This window comes from Micromonospora sp. USAFONa4, from assembly GCF_057197825.1.
Genome location: NZ_CM170072.1, coordinates 6858242 through 6875259, shown reverse-complemented (window position 1 = coordinate 6875259; position 17018 = coordinate 6858242). Strand labels below are relative to the sequence as shown.

Here is a 17018-nt window from a genome sequence, read left to right as displayed (position 1 = left end):
GAGGACGTGCCCCGATGACCGTTCTCGACGCCCGGGCGCTCAACCGCGCCACGCTGGCCCGGCAGCTGCTGCTCGACCGCGCCGACGTGCCGGTCCTCGACGCCGTCGCGCACCTGTGCGGCCTACAGGCGCAGGAACCACAGGAGCCGTTCGTCGGGCTCTGGTCCCGGGTACGCGGCTTCGACCCGGCGGCACTGTCGGACCTGCTGACCGGCCGGCGCGTGGTGCGGATGCACCTCATGCGCCGCACCGTGCACCTCGTCACCGCCGACGACGCGCTGGCGTGGCGGGCCCGCCACGACGGCATGCTGCGCCAGCGGGTACTCGGGGTCTACCGTCGCGAACTCGCCGGCGTGGACCTCGACGAGCTCGCCACGGCGGGCCGGGAGGTGCTGGCCGACGGCGAGCCCCGCTCGATGACCGGGCTCGCGCGGGAGCTGGCCGACCGGTGGCCGGCGCCGGGACCGAGGGCGCTGGGCGAGATGCTGCTCGCCCTCGTCCCGGTGGTGCAGCTGCCGCCGCGCGGGCTGTGGCGCACGACGGCGGGCGTACGCAACGTGCCGCTCTCCTCGTGGTTGGGCCGCGAGATCGACCCGCCGCCCCCGCCGGGCCGCGACCCGGTCGGCGCGGCGCTCGTGCGGCGCTACCTGGCCGCCTTCGGTCCGGCCTCGACGGCCGACCTGCGCGCCTGGTCCGGCCTCGCCGGCCTGCCGGCGGCGGTGACCGCGATCCGCGACGAGCTGGTCGTCCTGCGCGACGAGCGCGGGCGGCGGCTGTGGGACCTGCCCGACGCACCGCGCCCCGACGCCGACACGCCCGCGCCGGTGCGGTTCCTGCCGGCGTTCGACAACGCGCTGCTCGGCTACGACGACCGCAGCCGCATCGTCGACGACGCCCACCGTGGCCTGTCGGTCGCCGGCGAGCGCGTCGTCCTGGTCGACGGCCGGGTCGCCGCCACCTGGGGCGTCGCGGCCGGCACCGTGACCGTCGCCCCGCTGCGCCGCCTCTCCCGGGCCGAACGCGCCGCCGTGACCGAGGAGGGCGCGTCGTTGGCGTCGTTGCTCTGCGACGAAGGCCGCGTACGCGTCGCGACGCACGCGCCCTGAGCATCCGCGAGCCGGCCCCGGGGCAGCGGGGCGGCCCGCCACCGGGCCATGATGCCGGGGTGGGAAAGACATACGAGCGCATCGAGGGCCGGCTGCGCAGCTTCATCGAGGACCAGCCGCTGTTCTTCACCGCCACGGCGCCGCTGTCGGGCGACGGCACCATCAACCTGTCCCCGAAGGGGCTGCGCGGCTCGTGGGCGGTCGTCGACGCGCACACCGTGGCCTACCTGGACTTCGCCGGCAGCAACGCCGAGACGATCGCGCACCTGCGGGAGAACGGGCGGATCACGCTCATGTGGTGCGCGTTCGACGGGCCGCCGAACATCGTGCGGGTGCACGGGCGCGGCGAGCCGGTGTTTCGCGACGACCCCCGCTGGGCGGAGCTGACGGGCCACTTCCCGGACATCGACACCAGCGTGCACGGCCTGCGGGCGGTCATCGTCGTGCGCGCCGAACTGATCCGCGACACCTGCGGCTACGCGGTGCCGTTCATGTCCTACGACGCCGACCGCGACCTGCACGCCCGGCGCTTCGCCCGGGAGGACGACGCGTCGCTGAGCGACTACTTCGCCGGCAAGGACCACGTGGCCCGCAGCATCGACGGGCTGCCGGGCCTGCCGCTGCCGCTGCCACCGACCCCGGCGACCTGAGCCAGCCGTCGCGACCTGCGCGGCTGCGGGGCGGCTACCATCGCCGGTGGCACAGCGGAAACCCGACCCGGCCCGGGGCGACCCCACCGGGCGGCTGGCGTGGCCGGCTACCCTTGTGCAGGCTCGCCCGGCCTCCGGGCGGGAATGGCCCGGCGGGAACGGACCGTTACACCGAGAAGACCAGCACCACGAACGAGGGGAAGTCGATCATGGGCGAGCGTATGCTGCGTGGCAGCCGTCTGGGCGCGGTCAGCTACGAATCCGACCGCAACACGGAGCTCGCGCCGCGTCAGACCCGCGAGTACCTCTGCGCCAAGGGCCACCAGTTCGAGGTTCCGTTCGCCGTCGACGCCGAGGTCCCCACGACCTGGGAATGCAAGTTCGACGGCAGCGTGGCCCGGCTGGTCGACGGCAACGAGCCGGAGCAGAAGAAGGCCAAGCCGCCGCGCACCCACTGGGACATGCTGCTGGAGCGGCGTTCCATCGCCGAACTGGAGGACATCCTCGCCGAGCGGCTGCAGGAGGTCCGCACCCGCCGCGGCCGCGCCTGAACCGCACCGTCGACGCCACGGCGCCCCGGGAGCATCCGCTCCCGGGGCGCCGTCGTGTCCGCGTCAGCTCCGGCCGGGCTCGACGATCTCTCCCTCGATGGCGCGGCCCCCGTCGACGACGGTGGGCTCGGCAACCGGCTGCTGCGGCTGCGGATGCGGCTGCTGCGGTGCGCCCCGACGCACCCGCACCCGGCGCGGCCCGAACAGGTCACCGGCGACCATCGACGACACCCGCCGCTCCGCGGCCCGCTGCACCCCGTTGCGGGCCAGCCGACGCACCGGCGGCACCAGCAACGACACCCCCACCAGGCCACTGAGCAGGCCCGGCATCGCCAGCAGCAGCGCCCCGAGCAGACCCACGAGACCGTCGGTGACCTGCCGGCCCGGCGGCTGACCGGCCTGCGCGGAAGCCTTGAAGCCACGCCAGGCGCGCATCCCCTCCCGACGCAGCAGCACCAGCCCCAGCAGCGACACCACGAACACCACCAGCAGCGCCGAGCCGAACCCGATCGCCCGCCCCACCACGACGAACACCACCAGCTCCAGCAGCGTCGCCGCCAACAGGACCAACGGCACAAACCTCAATCCTCGGCGCATCTCACCCCATTCGCCATCAGCGGCGCCTACGGCGGGGTCACCCCGCACGGGCGCCGGCGCCCCATCCAGCATGACACGCCGCCGCTCAGGGCCACCGCACCTGACCGGTGGGGGTGCCGTGCAGGCCCCGCCGCACCGCCTGCCGCCGGTCCTGCACCCCCCACGTCGTGATCCGCCACAACGCCTCCGCCACGATCAGCGGGCTCATCTTGCTGCTGCCGCGCTCCCGCTCGGCGAACGTGATCGGCACCTCCACGATGCGCGCCCCGCAGCGGTGCGCCAGCCGGGACAACTCCACCTGGAACGAGTACCCCTGCGAACAGACCGACGCCAGGTCGAACTCGTCCAGAGCCGCCAGCCGGTACACCCGGTAGCCGCCGGTGGCGTCGGACAGCGGCATGCCCAACACCAGCCGCGCGTACAGGTTGCCGCAACGCGACAACAGCAGCCGCCGCAGCGGCCAGTTCACCACCCGCGCCCCGGCGGTCCACCGGGAACCGATCACCACGTCGGCGTCGCGGGCGGCGGACAACAACGCGGGCAGGTCCTCCGGGGCGTGCGAACCGTCGGCGTCCATCTCCACCACCGCGTCGAAGCCACGCTCACGGGCCCACGCGAACCCCGCCAGGTACGCCGCGCCGAGACCCTGCTTGCCCTCACGGTGCAGCACGTGCACCCGGCGGTCGGCGCCGGCCAGGGCGTCGGCGAGCGCACCCGTGCCGTCGGGACTGTCGTCGTCGGCGACCAGGATGTCCACCGCCGGCGCGGCGCGGCGCACCCGCGCCACGATCTCCGCCACGTTGTCGGCCTCGTTGTAGGTCGGGATCACCACGAGCACCCGACCCACCCCCGGATGACCGGTCTCGGCCCGGGTGCCGGTCGTCTCGCCCACCGTCGCTCCCCCTTCGCCGGCGTACCGGCTGGTGTCACCCGGCGCGCGGCCGGCGGCGCAGCACGCCCGCGCCGACCAGCGCCGCCACGGCCAGGGTGGCCAACGCCACCTCCGGCCACAACCCGACCCGGGTGGCCAGGGTGCGCCCGTCGTCCAGCCGCAGCTGCCGCACCACGACCGCTCGGGTGTTGAACCCGGTGGCGTCGCTTACCCGCCCGTCCGGGGCAACGAACCCGGACACCCCGACCGTGGAGGCCATCAACGCCGGCCGGCCGTGCTCGACCGCCCGCAGCCGCACCATCGCCAACTGCTGGCGCGCCTCGGCCACGTCGAACGTGGCGTTGTTGGTCTGCACCACCAGCAGCTGCGCCCCGCCGACGACGGTGTCACGCACCACCTCGTCGTAGGCGACCTCGAAGCAGATCACGTCGCCGAGCACCGCCGCCCCGGTCCGCAGCACCCCCGGCTCGCTGCCCGCCACGAAGTCGGCGCGGACCCGGTCGACCTGCTTGCTGACCATCCGCGCGAGATCACGCATCGGCACGTACTCGGCGAACGGCACCGGGTGCCGCTTCGTGTACAGCTGCTCCAGGTCCGGACCGCTGCCGGGCCGCCACAGGATCCCCGCGTTGCGCACCTGCCCCTCCCCGGGGCCGCGCAGCACCGCACCGACCAGGATCGGGGCCCCGACCGCGTCGGCGGCCTGCGAGATGCGCGCCCCGGCGTCGGTGTCACGCAGCGGGTCGATGTCGCTGGAGTTCTCCGGCCACACCACCAGGTCGGGGCGGGGCCGCACGCCCGCGGACACCTGCCCGGCCAACTCGATCGTGGCGTCGACGTGGTTGTTCAGCACCGCCTGCCGCTGGGCGTTGAAGTCCAGCCCGAGCCGCGGCACGTTGCCCTGCACGATCGCCACCGTGACCGCGGCACCGCCCCCCGCACCCGACACCGGCACCAGCAGCCCCACGACGGGCACCGCGACCGACGCGGCGGCCAACCCGGCCACCGGCACCCACCAGCGCCGCCGCCCGCCCCACGGCCGCCACAGCGCCGCGACCAGCAGCCCGCCCGTCAGCGCCACCGCGAACGTCACCAGCGGCGCGCCACCCCACGCGGCCAGCCGCAGCAGCGGCGAGCCGTCCTGGCTGAACGCCAGGCGCCCCCACGGGAACCCACCGAACGGGGTGCGGTCGCGCAGCGCCTCCTGCCCCACCCACAACACGCCGGTCACCAACGGCCAACTCCACCGCACCCGCTCGACCAGCGGCGACACGTACGCGCCCGCCGCGCCCAGCAGCGCCAGGTAGCCGGCCTGCAACAACGACAGCAACACCCACGGCAGGTAGCCGGTGTGCAGGTTCGTCCAGCTCAGCAGCGGCGCGAACAACGCCACCCCGGTCAGGAAACCCAGCCCCGCGCCGGCGCGTACCCGCCGCCCGTGCGTCGCCGCGGCCAGCAACGCCACGCCCAACGGCGCGAGCGGCCACAGCCCGTACGGCGGGAACGCCACCAGCAACGCCAACCCGGCGACCACCGCCATCGGCACGGCCACCCGCAGCGGCAGCGCACGCCGCGCCACCCCGGGCGTCCCCGCCCCCACGGCGCCCGGCTGGCTGCTGTCCCCGGCCGGCGCCGGCACGTTGCCCACGATCACGGGCCGAAGGCTACCCGCCCACCACTTCCCGCCCCGCCCGGCGCCGCACCCGACGCCCCGTCACGGCGCGTACGGGCGATTCCTCCCCCGCAGGGGGCCGCAGACACAAATCGGGGCGCGGCTCACGCCGCGCCCCGATGCTCCCAGGCCCTTCCCGGCCGGTGGGGCGAGAATGAGCTGCGCCGACCTTCGGACCGACCCGACGCGGACTGGCTGCCCCCGCCTGGCCGTTGTCTACTGGCCGTGCACCTCACCCTGCCCGTACACCGGTAACCGCGGCCGGTTCGCGCCGCCCCGCCGACCCCCGCCCGCTGGACCTGGCCGCCGCGACGCACTGCTCACATGTCGCTCGGCCAGCGGACGAAGGGACGAAGCGAACAACAGCCGCTTCCCGTAGTAGGACTCAAAGACGGTACGGCGTGGACCCCCGCCGCTGTCAACCCACCCGGGCCTGTCGTGTGATGCACCACGGCGTGTCGCGTCGGCGAGTCTCAATCCGTCGCGAGGTGCCGGCGCAGCAACGCCCCCGCCGCCGCCGGATGCTCGGCGGCCAGCAGCCCACCGGCGGCCAGCACGTAGTCGACGTCGACGACCGGCCGCGCCGCACGCGGCAACGGCCACCCACCGGCGTGGTCGGCCAGCACCGCACCCAACACACCCGCCGCATCCGCCGGCGCGGCATGCCGCAGCACCCCACCGGAACCCACCAGCAGCCGCACGTCACGCAGGTCCCGCCCGGCCCGCTCACCCGTGGCCGCCCCACGGGCGTGCCGACGCAACGCCACCGTCGCCGCCAGAGCCGCGATCCGGGCGTCCACCGCACGCTCCGCGTCCCCCACCGGCAAAAACCCCGGATCACCCGCGCGCACCGCCGCCCCCGCCGCCAGGTCCTCGCCCTGCACGCCGGTCAGCAGCCGCTCCTCGACGGCCGCCCGCACCACCCCCGGCGCGCTCCACCGCATGCCCAGGTCCCCCTCGACGGTACGGGCCCGCCACAGCGACCCCGCCACCTCCCGGCCCGGCCCGGTGGCCCGCTCGTCCGGCGTGAGCACCGAATACACGTCCGTGGTGGCGCCACCCACGTCCACCACCACCAGATCACCACCGAGGGTGTCGGCCAGCACCTCCACGCCCGTCAGCACCGCGTCGGGGGTGGCCGCCCGCACCAGCCGCGCGAACCGCGACCCCCGCGACAGGCGCTTCCCGCCGATCACGTGCCGCAGGAACACCTCCCGGATCGCCGAGCGCGCCGACGCCGGCGCCAGCACCCCGATACGCGGCAGCACGTTGTCGGCCACCGTCACCGGCACCCCCGCCGACGCCAGCACGGCATGCAGGTCGTCGCGGACGTCGACGTTGCCCGCCAACACCACCGGCACCCGCCAGCGGGCCCTCGCCAACCGCGTCGCGTTGTGCGTCAACGTCTCGGCGTCACCACCGTCGGTGCCACCCACCAGCAGCACCACGTCCGGGCGGGCCGCCCGCAGCCCCGCCACGTCCGCCGCACCTAGCCGCCCCGCCGCCACGTGCACCACGTTCGCGCCCGCCGACAGACCCACCCGCCGGCCCGCCTGCGCGGTCACCAGCCGCTCGTAGCCGACGACCGCCAACCGCAACCCACCACCGGCCGACGAACACACGTACCAGGGCACCTGACCCGTCGCCAGGCCGGCGGTGGCCGCCGCCACCGCCGCGTCCAGGCCGTGCAGCACGTCCGTGCCCGCCGTCGTCGGCGCCGACGCCCCCGCCACCAACGCGCCCGCGTCGAGGTCCACCACCGCCACCTTCGTGTACGTGGACCCGACGTCGGCGCAGACCGCGTACCTCACGCCACCGGCGGCACGACCACCGTGCCGGTCGCCGTGACCGCCACGACCGGCTCGTCGAGCACCTCCGCCGCCGACTCACCCCGATCCGGGCGCCCCCGGCACACCACCCGCGCCTCGAAGTCGATGGTGCGGCTACGCGTACCCACCCGGGTCACCGTCGCCGTCACCTCCAACACGTCACCCGCCCGCATCGCCGCCCGGAACTGCACGTCCGAGTACGACGCGAACAACCCCTCGTCACCGTCGGTGCGGATACACACCTCCGTGGCCACGTCCCCGAACAACCCCAGCGCGTACGCCCCGTCGACCAGGTTGCCGGCGTAGTGGGCGTGCGAATACGGCACGTACCGCCGGTGCACGACCGTCAGACCCACCCGGGAATCACTCATGCCTTCGCCTTCTTCTCCGTGACCAACGCGTGCACCAGGAAACTCGCCACCTCACCCGGGGTGGTGCCCCGACCGAAAATCCGGTCCACGCCCAACTCGCCGGCCATCGACTCGTCGAAACGCGGCCCACCCACGATCAGCAACGGCCGGCGCCCCGCCGGCATCGCCTCCCGGAACGCCGCCGACATCTCCCGCGTGTTGTGCAGATGCGCATCCCGCTGCGTCACCACCTGCGACACCAACACCGCATCCGCGCGCTCCACCCGCGCCGCCTCCACCAACTCCGGCACGCTCACCTGCGCACCCAGGTTCGTGACCTTCAACTCCCGGTAGTACTCCAGGCCCTTCTCCCCCGCGATGCCCTTGACGTTGAGGATCGCGTCGATGCCGACCGTGTGCGCGTCCGTGCCGATACACGCCCCCACCACCGACAACTTGCGCCGCAACCGCCGCTTCACCACCGCGTTGACCTCCTTGGCGCTCAGCAGCGGGAAGTCACGCTCCACCACCTGCACCGCCGACAGGTCCACCAGATGGTTCACCCGCCCGTACACCACGAAGAACGTGAACCCGTCACTCATCGGCTTGGCGTGCACCAGCATCGCCGGGTCGATGCCCATCTTGTTCGCCAACTGCACCGCCGCACCCTCGGCCCGCTTGTCGTGCGGCACCGGCAACGTGAACGACACCTGCACCATGCCGTCGCCCGTGGTGTCCCCGTACGGCCGGACGATCTTCTTCCCGGCGTCCCCGCCGGCCTCGACGGCGCTCACGCCCGTGCCACCTCTCCACCCGCCACCGGCGCCTCCAGGATCTCCGTCGCCGGATTGAAGTAGCCCGCCTCGTGCGCGGCCACCCCCGCCAGCCCCTTGCCCCGGTCCGCCGGCCGCTTCATGATCCCGAACGTGCCCTCGGCGATCGCCGTCAACAGCGACTGCTCACCGATGCGCTCCAGCAGGTCGACCGCCTCACCCAGCACCCGGTTCGCCCGCTGCTGGATGAACCCGCCCGCCGCCGGCACGAAGTCCTCGTGCAACCCACCGGCCGCACCCAGCACGTACCGCACGTTCTGCAAAGCGATGTCCCGGTCCGACAACCACGGCGTCACCACCGCCTCGGTCATCATCCCCACCAGCAGGATCCCCTGACCGGTCATCGTGCCCACCAGGTTGAAGAACCCGTCCAGCAGATTGCCCCGGAACACGTCACCCGTCATGTGCTTCGTCGGCGGCATCCACTTCAACGGCGCGTCCGGGAACAACTCCCGCGCCAGCAACGCGTGCGCCAACTCCAGCCGCAACGACTCCGGCACGTCCGGGTTGATCTCGAACGCGTGCCCCAGGCCCAACTGCCAGTCCGCCAACCCCGCCTCGTGCGCGAAGTACTCGTTGAGCAGCTGCGACACCGTCACCGTGTGCGCCTCGTCCACCGCGTCCGCCGTGGTCAGGTAGTTGTCCTCACCGGTGTTGATGATGATCCCCGCCCGCGCGTGCACCTGCCGCGAGAACCGCTGGTCCACGAACGTGCGGATCGGGTTGATGTCGCGGAACAGGATCCCGTACATCGAGTCGTTCAACATCATGTCGAGCCGCTCCAGGCCCGCCAACGTCGCCATCTCCGGCATGCACAGACCCGACGCGTAGTTCGTCAACCGCACGTAGCGGCCCAACTCCCTCGACGAGGAGTCCAACGCCGCCCGCATCAACCGGAAGTTCTCCTGCGTCGCGTACGTGCCCGCGAAACCCTCCCGCGTCGCCCCCTCCGGCACGTAGTCCAGCAACGACTGCCCCGTCGACCGGATCACCGCGATCACGTCCGCACCCGCCCGCGCCGCCGCCTGCGCCTGCGGAATGTCCTCGTAGATGTCGCCCGTCGCCACGATCAGATAGATCCACGGCCGCTGCGCCGGATCCCCGAACCGCTTCACCAGCCGGTCACGCTCCGCGCGCCGCCGGTCGATCGCCCGGATCCCCGCACCCACCGCCCGCCGCGCCGCCTTCCGCGCCGCCGTGGCCGCCTTCCCCGTCGGCACCTCGAACCGCACCGACCCCGCCGCCGCCTTCTGCGCCAGCAACGTCACGTCACCGAGCTGCTCCCGAGCGAGCGCGTCGAACACCGGCAACGCCACCCCGTGCCCCAACCCCACGTCCGCGACCACCGCGTCCACGAGCCGGTTCACCCACGGAATACCGTCCGGATCCGCGCCGACCACCCCGGCCAGCCGCAACACCGCACGCTCCACCGACACCGTCGTGTGGCTGCGCGCCAGATCCACCACCGGCTGCCCCGCACGACGCGCCAACTCCCGCGCCCGCGCCACCAGCCGCGGATCCAGGTCAAGCTTGCCCGTCACACCGTCACCCGACCCTGCCCCGCGACGGCGCCACACGCCGTACCGATGGTTCCCACGCTCACGAAGACCCTTCCTCGTAGATCACGTCACCGCGCAACACCGTGCGCCGACACACCGGCAGCGGCGTCGGGTCCTGCGGACCACGCGCCTCCGGGTCCGCGGCCAACAACACCGGCAACCCCCGGTCCACCCCCGCCGGCGTCGACCACACCGCGAACGTCGCCGGCGCCCCCAACGCCAGCACACCCTCGTTGTCCAGCCGCACCGCACGCCACCCGCCCCGGGTGTGCGCCGCGAACGCCGACCGCACACTCATCCGCTGCGTCGGACTGTGGTGCCACACCGCCGCCCGCACCGAACCCCACGGATCCAGCGGCGTCACCGGCGAATCCGACCCGAACGCCAACGCCACCCCGACGCCGTGCATCGCACCCATCGGATTCGACTCCAACGACCGCTCCAGGCCCAGCCGCGACTCGTACATCCGACCCGCGCCACCCCACAACCGGTCGAACGCAGGCTGCATGCTCGCCACGATCCCGTACTCCACGAACCCGGCGATCAACCGCTTGTTCATGATCTCCGCGTGCTCGATGCGGTGCCGACCCGCCCGCACCCGGTCCGTGCCCAACTTCTCCGCCGCCCCCGCGAAACCCTCCAAAACCGTCGAGACCGCCGCGTCACCGATCGCGTGGAACCCACCCTGCACACCGTGCGCCGCACAGTCCAACAGATGCTCACGCACCTGCTCCGCACTCAGGTAACCGTGCCCGCAACCCCCCTCACCATCCAGGTAGTCACGCGACACGTGCGCCGTACGCGACCCCAACGCCCCGTCGGCGAACAGATCACCCCCCGCCCCCACCGCACCCAACTCCCGGGCCCGCGCCGCCCCCATCAGCTCACCCCAGTACCCGTACACCTCCGCCACACCGTCACCCGACAACGCCAACAGACCCGTGAAGTCCTCCTCGTCGGAGATCTCCGGGCCACCGCACTCGTGCACCGCCGCGATACCCAGCGACGCCGCGTGCGCCAACGCCGCCCGCTGCGCCGCCACCCGCTGCGCCCGCGTCACCGACGCGAACGCCGCCGCCCGCACCACGTGGTGCGCATCCCGCCGCAACCACCCAGACGCGTCGTACCCCGCCGCCGACACCACCTGCGGACACGCCGCCAACAACGCCCCCGACACCAACGCCGAATGGATCGACGCCTGCGACAGATAGACCCGCCGCCCCCCGGCCGCCCGGTCCAACATCGCCGCGTCCGGCAACCGCGGCACCGCCCAACCCGACTCGTCCCAGCCGTGCCCCAGCACCACCGCGTCCGACGGCAACCCCGCCGCGAACCCCGCCACCGCGTCCAGCAACTCCGCCGCCGAACGCACCCCCGACAGATCCAGCCCCGACAACGCCAACCCCGTGTCCGTGGCGTGCACGTGCGCGTCCACGAACGCCGGCGTCACCAACGCGCCGTCCAGATCCACCACCCGCTCGGCGACCGGCGCGTCCGCGTCCACCCCCAACCAGGAGATCCGGCCATCGGTGACCAGCAGAGCCGTCGCGCTCGGATCGGCCGGGCAGTGCAGCGTCCCGCCGCGGTACAGAGTCGAGGGGTTCGTCATGACCATCAGTCTGCCGCCAGACGCGCCTCGAACAACGCCCGCACCCCCGACTCCGAGCGCAACAGACCCAACGCGAACTCGGCGTGCCCCGGCACGTACCCGTTCCCGACCAGCATCGTCACGTCCGCCGCCAGTCCCTCCGCCCCCAACGCCGCCGCCGCGAAACTCGTCGCCATCGAGAAGAACACCACCGTGCCGCCGTCCTCCGTCGCCAGCACCGCACCGTGCTCACACCCCGGCACGTCCACGCAGACCACCGTCACGTCCGCCGGCGCCCCCAACGCCGTCGTCACCGCCGACGACAACGCCACCGGATCCCGCGCGTCGGCCAACGCCACCACGTCCGCCAGCCCCACCGCCGCCAGCGCGTCACGCTCCGCCACGACCGGCACCACCCCGACCGTACGGGCGGCACCCGCCCGCCGCGCCGCGGCCAGAGACAGCGACCCGCTCTTGCCCGCGCCACCGATCACCGCCACCCGCACCGGCGTCGGATCCTCCGCCCGCTCCCGCTCCGCCACGTACCGCGACACCACCCGCGCCGTCAACGCCGGCGCCCCGCACACGTCCAGCACCGCCAGGGACAGCTGCGGATCGAGATCCGCCGGCAGCACCGCCGCGATCGACCGGGCGAACAGGATCGCGTACCCGTCGCACGGCACCTGCTCGCTGCGCCCGTCCCAGCGGGCCAGCCCGTCGAGGATCGTCAGCGGCGTCAGCGTCAGCGACACCAGGGTCGCCACCCGCTGCCCCGCCCGCAGCCCCAGCGGGGACCGCCGCCCCGCCTCCTCCACGGTGCCGATCAGCATCCCGCCCGACCCCGTCACCGGGTTCTGCATCTTGCCGCGCGTCGACACGATCTCAAGCACCTCGGCGCGGACCGCGTCACCGTCCCCGCCGTGCTTCTCCCACAGCTGCCGGAAGCTCGCCGCGTCCAGGTTCAACCGCTCCACCCGGATCCGCACCTCGTTCGGCGCGATCTCCGGACTCGCGTCCAGCCGCCACGCGGCCTGCGGCAGCACCCCCGCCGGTTCGACAACGCGGTGCAGACCCACCGGTGACGTCACGCCGACCTCCCCTGTCACGCCGCCCGAAGCCCCGACCAGGGCTCGCGTAGCGGGAAAACTTACGGCAGACTAATTTCTTCACCGAATATTTTCCAGTAGCCTTCGGGGTCGCTGATCAACCGCACCACATCGAGGAGGGGCCGTGACCCAGACCCAACCGGTAGAGACCCCGCCCGCGCCCCGCCCCGCGCCGGTCGCCGTCCCCACCGCCGGACAGCCCTACGAGTACCGCCGCGCGCCCCTCGTCGAACCCGACTGGACCCGCTTCCCCGGCTGGCGCCACGTCACCCGCGACCAGTGGGAGAACGCCCAGTGGCAGCGCGTCAACTGCGTCAAGAACATCAAGCAGCTGCGCACCGTCCTCGGCGACACCGTCGACGAGACCTTCTACGCCGACCTCGAGGCCGACCAGAAGGCCCTGGCCACCATGTCCATGCTGGTGCCGCCGCAGATGGTCAACACCATGGTCCCGTTCGCGCCGATGACCACCGAGGCGTTCCTCGCCGACCCGATCCGGCGCTACATGATCCCCGTCGCCTCCGACCGGCGCACCGACTGGCCCTCCCACCCGTACGCCAGCCGTGACTCCCTGCACGAACACGACATGTGGGTCGCCGAGGGCCTCACCCACCGCTACCCCACCAAGGTCCTCGCCGAGCTGCTCTCCACCTGCCCCCAGTACTGCGGGCACTGCACCCGCATGGACCTCGTCGGCAACTCCACCCCCGCCGTCGACAAGCTCAAGCTCACCCTCAAGCCCGTCGACCGCTACGACGCCCACATCGGCTACCTCAAGGCCCACCCCGGCGTCCGTGACGTCGTCGTCTCCGGCGGCGACGTGGCCAACGTCCCGTGGAAGAACCTCGAGTCCTACCTGATGCGGCTGCTGGAGATCGAGACCATCCGCGACATCCGGCTCGCCACCAAGGCCCTCATGGGCCTGCCCCAGCACTGGCTCCAGCCCGACGTCGTCGAGGGCCTCGAACGGGTCGCCCGCACCGCCGCCCGCCGCGGCGTCAACCTCGCCATCCATACCCACGTCAATCACGCCCAGTCGCTCACCCCGCTGGTCGCAAGGGCCGCCCAGACCGCCCTCGACGTCGGCGTACGCGACGTCCGCAACCAGGGCGTGCTCATGCGCGGTGTCAACGCCACCGCCCCCGACCTGCTCGACCTCTGCTTCGCCCTCCAGGGCGAGGCGGGCATCCTGCCGTACTACTTCTACATGTGCGACATGATCCCCAACGCCGAGCACTGGCGGGTCCCGGTGTGGCACGCCCAGCAGCTCCAGCACGACATCATGGGCTACCTGCCCGGCTACGCCACCCCGCGCATCGTCTGCGACGTCCCCTTCGTCGGCAAGCGCTGGGTGCACATGCTCACCGAGTACGACCGCGACCGCGGCATCTCGTACTGGACGAAGAACTACCGCACCTCCATCGAGTCCGCCGACGCCGAGGCGCTCAACAAGCGCCACGCCTACTACGACCCGATCGACACCCTGCCCGAGACCGGGCAGCAGTGGTGGGCCGAGCACCGCAACGACTGACCAGCTGCGACACCGTCACCCCCGGAGCCGACCACCGGCCCGGGGGTGACGCGTCTGCGGCCCACGACGGGGCCGCCGCTCCTCGGGCGAGCAACCCGCGAGGGCACAGCCCGCGCTTCACCATCGACACGAACGTCAGCCCGGGACCTGCTGCCCGGGTGAGGCCCGACTTGGTACATCGTCGGCTGTACTATCGCCGACGTGGAGACGTTGACGCACGGGCAGGCGCTGGCCCGCTTCGGCCACGCCCTGTCCGACCCGACCCGGGCGCGGCTGCTGCTGGCACTGCGCGACGGGCCGGGATACCCGGCGGAGCTGGCCGAACTACTGGGCACGACCAGGCAGAACCTGTCGAACCACCTGTCGTGTCTGCGCGGCTGCGGCCTGGTGGTCGCCGTGTCCCAGGGCCGCCGCACCCGATACGAGCTGGCCGACGCCCGGCTGGCACACGCCCTCGCGGACCTGCTCGGACTCGTGCTGACGGTCGACCCGGCCGCGTGCCCGGATTCCGGCGAAAAGGGCTGCTGCTGATGACCCTCCCCCTCACCAACCTGACACCGGCGGGACCCTCGCCGGCGCGCCGCGCGGTCCTCGCCCGCCGGGTACGGCTGCTGGTGGCCGCGACGATCACCTACAACGTCGTCGAGGCGGTCGTGGCGATCACCGCCGGCACGATCGCGTCGTCGACCGCCCTGATCGGCTTCGGCCTGGACTCGGTGATCGAGGTGTCGTCGGCAGCCGCGGTGGCGTGGCAGTTCGCCGGCCGCGATCCGCAAGCTCGGGAGAAGGCGGCGCTGCGGATCATCGCGGTCTCGTTCTTCGCTCTCGCCGCCTATGTGACGGTGGAGTCGGTACGGGCCCTGGTTGGCGGCGCCGACGCCGAGCACTCCGGTGTCGGTCTCGTGCTGGCGGCACTGTCGTTGGCGATCATGCCGGGCCTGTCGTACGCGCAGCGCCGCGCCGGCCGGGAACTCGGTTCGCGGTCGGCGGTCGCGGACTCCAAGCAGACCCTGCTGTGCACCTACCTGTCCGCCGTCCTCCTCGTGGGCCTGGGCCTGAACAGCCTGCTCGGCTGGTCCTGGGCCGATCCGATCGCGGCGCTGGTCATCGCCGTGGTGGCGGCCAAGGAAGGTCGCGAAGCGTGGCGCGGTCACGCCTGCTGCCCGCCCGGGCTCACCCCTGCCGGGCCGGCGGCAGGCAGCAGGACGGAGGGTTGCGCGGACGGCTGCTGCGCGGACGGTTGCTGCGCCGACGAGCGGTAGGCCCTCCAGCCGGGCGGAGCAGCCGGCGGCCCCCGGCCGGTGTGCCGGAGGCCGCCGCACCCGGGTCACCTCGTGAAGGCGTCCTTCACGTCCCGGCCGGCGTCGGTGAGGTGCTCGCCGGCCTGTCGGGCACGCGCGTCGCTCTGCTGCGTGGCGCCCTCGCCGCGCATCCGCTCGTTGTGGGTGGCGCCGCCGAGTCGTTTCCTGGCGGCCCCCGCCACCTGTTGGACCTTGTTCTTCGCCTTGCCGGTGAAGCCCATGTCGCCTCCTCCGCACGGGCCGGGCCTCCCCCGGCCCCTGCTTGCTCGGGTGCCCTCATCACGCAGTCGGAAACCCTGCTGTGCCGGCATGGTAGGGGCCACACCCGCTAAGGCATCCTAGGACACTAGGTGAACGATGGGAAGAGGTCGTCTGATTGACTGGAGGAATGGGAGAGCTTCTGCTGATCCGGCACGGCGAGACCACCTGGAGCGCGAGCCGCCGGCACACCTCGTACACCGACCTCCAGCTCACCCCCGACGGCGAGCGGCAGGCCCGCGCGCTCGGCCGCTTCCTCGCCGGCCGCCGCTGCGCCGCGGTCCTGACCAGCCCCCGCGCCCGGGCGCTGCACACCGCGCGCCTCGCCGGCCTCACGGTCACCGGCACGCTCGACGACCTGGCCGAGTGGAACTACGGGGAGTACGAGGGGCGCACCACCGCCGACATCCGCGACGACCACCCGAACTGGTCCATCTGGGCCGACGGCTGCCCCGGCGGGGAGTCGCCGAACCAGGTCGGCGAGCGCCTCGACCGGGTGCTCGCCCGGATCCATCCGCTGCTCGACCGGGGCACCGTCGCCCTCGTCGGGCACGCCCACAGCCTGCGCGTGCTCGGCGCCCGCTGGGTCGGCCTGCCCCCGTCGGCCGGCGGGCTGCTGCGCCTGGACACCGCCACGGTCAGCGTGCTCGGCCACGAGCACGGCCGGCGGGTCATCCTGCGCTGGAACCAGCCGGTTCCCCCGACCCCCGCGAGCGCACCCGAAGCTGGGGCTCGGCACTGATCTTCGGCGAGCGGTTCTCGTACGGCGTCGACAGCACCACAGTCGTACGGGTCGTCACGTTCGCCGCCGTCCGGATCTCCTGGAGCAGCCGCTCCAGGTCGGCCGGGCTGGCCACCCGCACCAGCAGGAGATAGAAGTCCTCCCCCGCCACCGAGTAGCACGAGTCGATCTCGGGCAGGTGGGCCAGCCGCTCCGGCGCGTCGTCGGGCTGCGACGGGTCGAAGGGCCGGATCGCCACGAACGCGGTAAGCGGCAGGTCCAGTGCCTCGAAGGAGACCCGGGCGGCGTACCCCTTGATCACGCCGCGCTGCTCCAGGCGGCGCACCCGCTGGTGCACGGCGGAGACCGACAGGCCCACCCGCTCCGCCAGATCGGTGTACGACAGCCGACCGTCAGCGGTCAGCGCGGCGATGATGGCGCGGTCGATCTCCTCCACGGCGTGCAACCTACCGG

Annotated in this window: 17 protein-coding genes and 1 pseudogene; 7 read left to right on the top strand and 11 right to left on the bottom strand. The window is 73.1% G+C overall.

Features of this window, described 5'->3' with window-relative positions:
* Nucleotides 1-14 precede the first annotated feature (14 nt).
* From AC0OO9_RS29675 to AC0OO9_RS29665, 3 genes are all read left to right on the top strand, one after another.
* Entirely contained in the window at nucleotides 15-1106 is a 1092-nt protein-coding gene (locus AC0OO9_RS29675; protein WP_484514016.1) for a winged helix DNA-binding domain-containing protein, read from the top strand.
* Between the two features lie 59 nt (nucleotides 1107-1165).
* Nucleotides 1166-1756: a pyridoxamine 5'-phosphate oxidase family protein gene (locus AC0OO9_RS29670; protein WP_484514015.1), complete on the top strand. Its 591-nt coding sequence runs from the start codon at nucleotides 1166-1168 to the stop codon at nucleotides 1754-1756.
* Between the two features lie 209 nt (nucleotides 1757-1965).
* Nucleotides 1966-2307 (top strand): RNA polymerase-binding protein RbpA, encoded by a 342-nt coding sequence (locus AC0OO9_RS29665; protein ID WP_007460094.1) that lies wholly within the window; start codon nucleotides 1966-1968, stop codon nucleotides 2305-2307.
* Between the two features lie 63 nt (nucleotides 2308-2370).
* Here AC0OO9_RS29665 and AC0OO9_RS29660 read toward each other — a convergent pair whose 3' ends face one another.
* From AC0OO9_RS29660 to kdd, 9 genes and pseudogenes are all read right to left on the bottom strand, one after another.
* Nucleotides 2371-2904, bottom strand: a complete 534-nt coding sequence (locus AC0OO9_RS29660) for an FxsA family protein (RefSeq protein WP_484514013.1) — start codon at nucleotides 2902-2904, stop codon at nucleotides 2371-2373.
* 85 nt (nucleotides 2905-2989) lie between these two features.
* Nucleotides 2990-3796 (bottom strand): polyprenol monophosphomannose synthase, encoded by an 807-nt coding sequence (locus tag AC0OO9_RS29655; RefSeq protein WP_484514011.1) that lies wholly within the window; start codon nucleotides 3794-3796, stop codon nucleotides 2990-2992.
* A gap of 8 nt (nucleotides 3797-3804) precedes the next feature.
* Nucleotides 3805-5336, bottom strand: a pseudogene (gene lnt, locus AC0OO9_RS29650) (apolipoprotein N-acyltransferase); the annotation flags it as partial.
* Nucleotides 5337-5941: 605 nt separating this feature from the next.
* Nucleotides 5942-7279, bottom strand: a complete 1338-nt coding sequence (locus tag AC0OO9_RS29645) for a glutamate mutase L (RefSeq protein WP_484514009.1) — start codon at nucleotides 7277-7279, stop codon at nucleotides 5942-5944.
* Nucleotides 7276-7668 (bottom strand): 3-aminobutyryl-CoA ammonia lyase, encoded by a 393-nt coding sequence (kal, locus tag AC0OO9_RS29640; protein WP_484514007.1) that lies wholly within the window; start codon nucleotides 7666-7668, stop codon nucleotides 7276-7278. Before kal ends, AC0OO9_RS29645 begins: the two co-directional genes overlap by 4 nt.
* Nucleotides 7665-8441 carry a lysine 5,6-aminomutase subunit beta gene (kamE, locus tag AC0OO9_RS29635; protein ID WP_132237542.1) on the bottom strand — a complete coding sequence of 259 codons (777 nt, stop codon included), beginning with the start codon at nucleotides 8439-8441 and terminating at the stop codon, nucleotides 7665-7667. The genes kal and kamE overlap by 4 nt, the downstream gene beginning before the upstream one ends.
* A complete protein-coding gene (gene kamD, locus AC0OO9_RS29630; protein WP_484514005.1) occupies nucleotides 8438-10021 on the bottom strand; it encodes a lysine 5,6-aminomutase subunit alpha in 1584 nt (527 codons plus the stop codon). Before kamD ends, kamE begins: the two co-directional genes overlap by 4 nt.
* A 58-nt stretch (nucleotides 10022-10079) precedes the next feature.
* On the bottom strand, nucleotides 10080-11648 hold the full coding sequence (locus tag AC0OO9_RS29625) for an amidohydrolase (RefSeq protein ID WP_484514003.1): 1569 nt from the start codon (nucleotides 11646-11648) through the stop codon (nucleotides 10080-10082).
* 5 nt (nucleotides 11649-11653) lie between these two features.
* Nucleotides 11654-12715, bottom strand: a complete 1062-nt coding sequence (kdd, locus tag AC0OO9_RS29620) for an L-erythro-3,5-diaminohexanoate dehydrogenase (protein WP_484514001.1) — start codon at nucleotides 12713-12715, stop codon at nucleotides 11654-11656.
* Between the two features lie 142 nt (nucleotides 12716-12857).
* Between kdd and AC0OO9_RS29615 the strand changes: the two genes are divergently transcribed.
* The 3 genes from AC0OO9_RS29615 (at nucleotide 12858) to AC0OO9_RS29605 (ending at nucleotide 15526) form a co-directional block, all read left to right on the top strand.
* Entirely contained in the window at nucleotides 12858-14264 is a 1407-nt protein-coding gene (locus AC0OO9_RS29615; RefSeq protein ID WP_357579547.1) for a KamA family radical SAM protein, read from the top strand.
* A gap of 201 nt (nucleotides 14265-14465) precedes the next feature.
* Nucleotides 14466-14795, top strand: a complete 330-nt coding sequence (locus AC0OO9_RS29610) for a metalloregulator ArsR/SmtB family transcription factor (protein WP_207914385.1) — start codon at nucleotides 14466-14468, stop codon at nucleotides 14793-14795.
* Entirely contained in the window at nucleotides 14795-15526 is a 732-nt protein-coding gene (locus AC0OO9_RS29605) for a cation efflux transmembrane domain-containing protein (protein ID WP_484514000.1), read from the top strand. The genes AC0OO9_RS29610 and AC0OO9_RS29605 overlap by 1 nt, the downstream gene beginning before the upstream one ends.
* Before the next feature lie 65 nt (nucleotides 15527-15591).
* Here AC0OO9_RS29605 and AC0OO9_RS29600 read toward each other — a convergent pair whose 3' ends face one another.
* Nucleotides 15592-15786, bottom strand: a complete 195-nt coding sequence (locus tag AC0OO9_RS29600) for a CsbD family protein (protein WP_311412730.1) — start codon at nucleotides 15784-15786, stop codon at nucleotides 15592-15594.
* A gap of 167 nt (nucleotides 15787-15953) precedes the next feature.
* Between AC0OO9_RS29600 and AC0OO9_RS29595 the strand changes: the two genes are divergently transcribed.
* Nucleotides 15954-16565 carry a histidine phosphatase family protein gene (locus AC0OO9_RS29595; protein ID WP_484513998.1) on the top strand — a complete coding sequence of 204 codons (612 nt, stop codon included), beginning with the start codon at nucleotides 15954-15956 and terminating at the stop codon, nucleotides 16563-16565.
* On the opposite strand, the gene AC0OO9_RS29590 is transcribed toward AC0OO9_RS29595, so the two are convergent.
* Entirely contained in the window at nucleotides 16495-17001 is a 507-nt protein-coding gene (locus AC0OO9_RS29590) for an Lrp/AsnC family transcriptional regulator (protein ID WP_151456848.1), read from the bottom strand. The genes AC0OO9_RS29595 and AC0OO9_RS29590 overlap by 71 nt on opposite strands.
* Between the last annotated feature and the right edge of the window lie 17 nt (nucleotides 17002-17018).

Bases quoted from the DNA above. Each gene is read 5' to 3' on its own strand.
- AC0OO9_RS29675 (WP_484514016.1), top strand. From the start codon at position 15: ATGACCGTTCTCGACGCCCGGGCGCTCAACCGCGCCACGCTGGCCCGG.
- AC0OO9_RS29665 (WP_007460094.1), top strand. From the start codon at position 1,966: ATGGGCGAGCGTATGCTGCGTGGCAGCCGTCTGGGCGCGGTCAGCTAC.
- AC0OO9_RS29660 (WP_484514013.1), bottom strand. From the start codon at position 2,904: ATGCGCCGAGGATTGAGGTTTGTGCCGTTGGTCCTGTTGGCGGCGACG.
- kal (WP_484514007.1), bottom strand. From the start codon at position 7,668: ATGAGTGATTCCCGGGTGGGTCTGACGGTCGTGCACCGGCGGTACGTG.
- AC0OO9_RS29625 (WP_484514003.1), bottom strand. From the start codon at position 11,648: ATGACGAACCCCTCGACTCTGTACCGCGGCGGGACGCTGCACTGCCCG.
- AC0OO9_RS29605 (WP_484514000.1), top strand. From the start codon at position 14,795: ATGACCCTCCCCCTCACCAACCTGACACCGGCGGGACCCTCGCCGGCG.
- AC0OO9_RS29600 (WP_311412730.1), bottom strand. From the start codon at position 15,786: ATGGGCTTCACCGGCAAGGCGAAGAACAAGGTCCAACAGGTGGCGGGG.
- AC0OO9_RS29595 (WP_484513998.1), top strand. From the start codon at position 15,954: ATGGGAGAGCTTCTGCTGATCCGGCACGGCGAGACCACCTGGAGCGCG.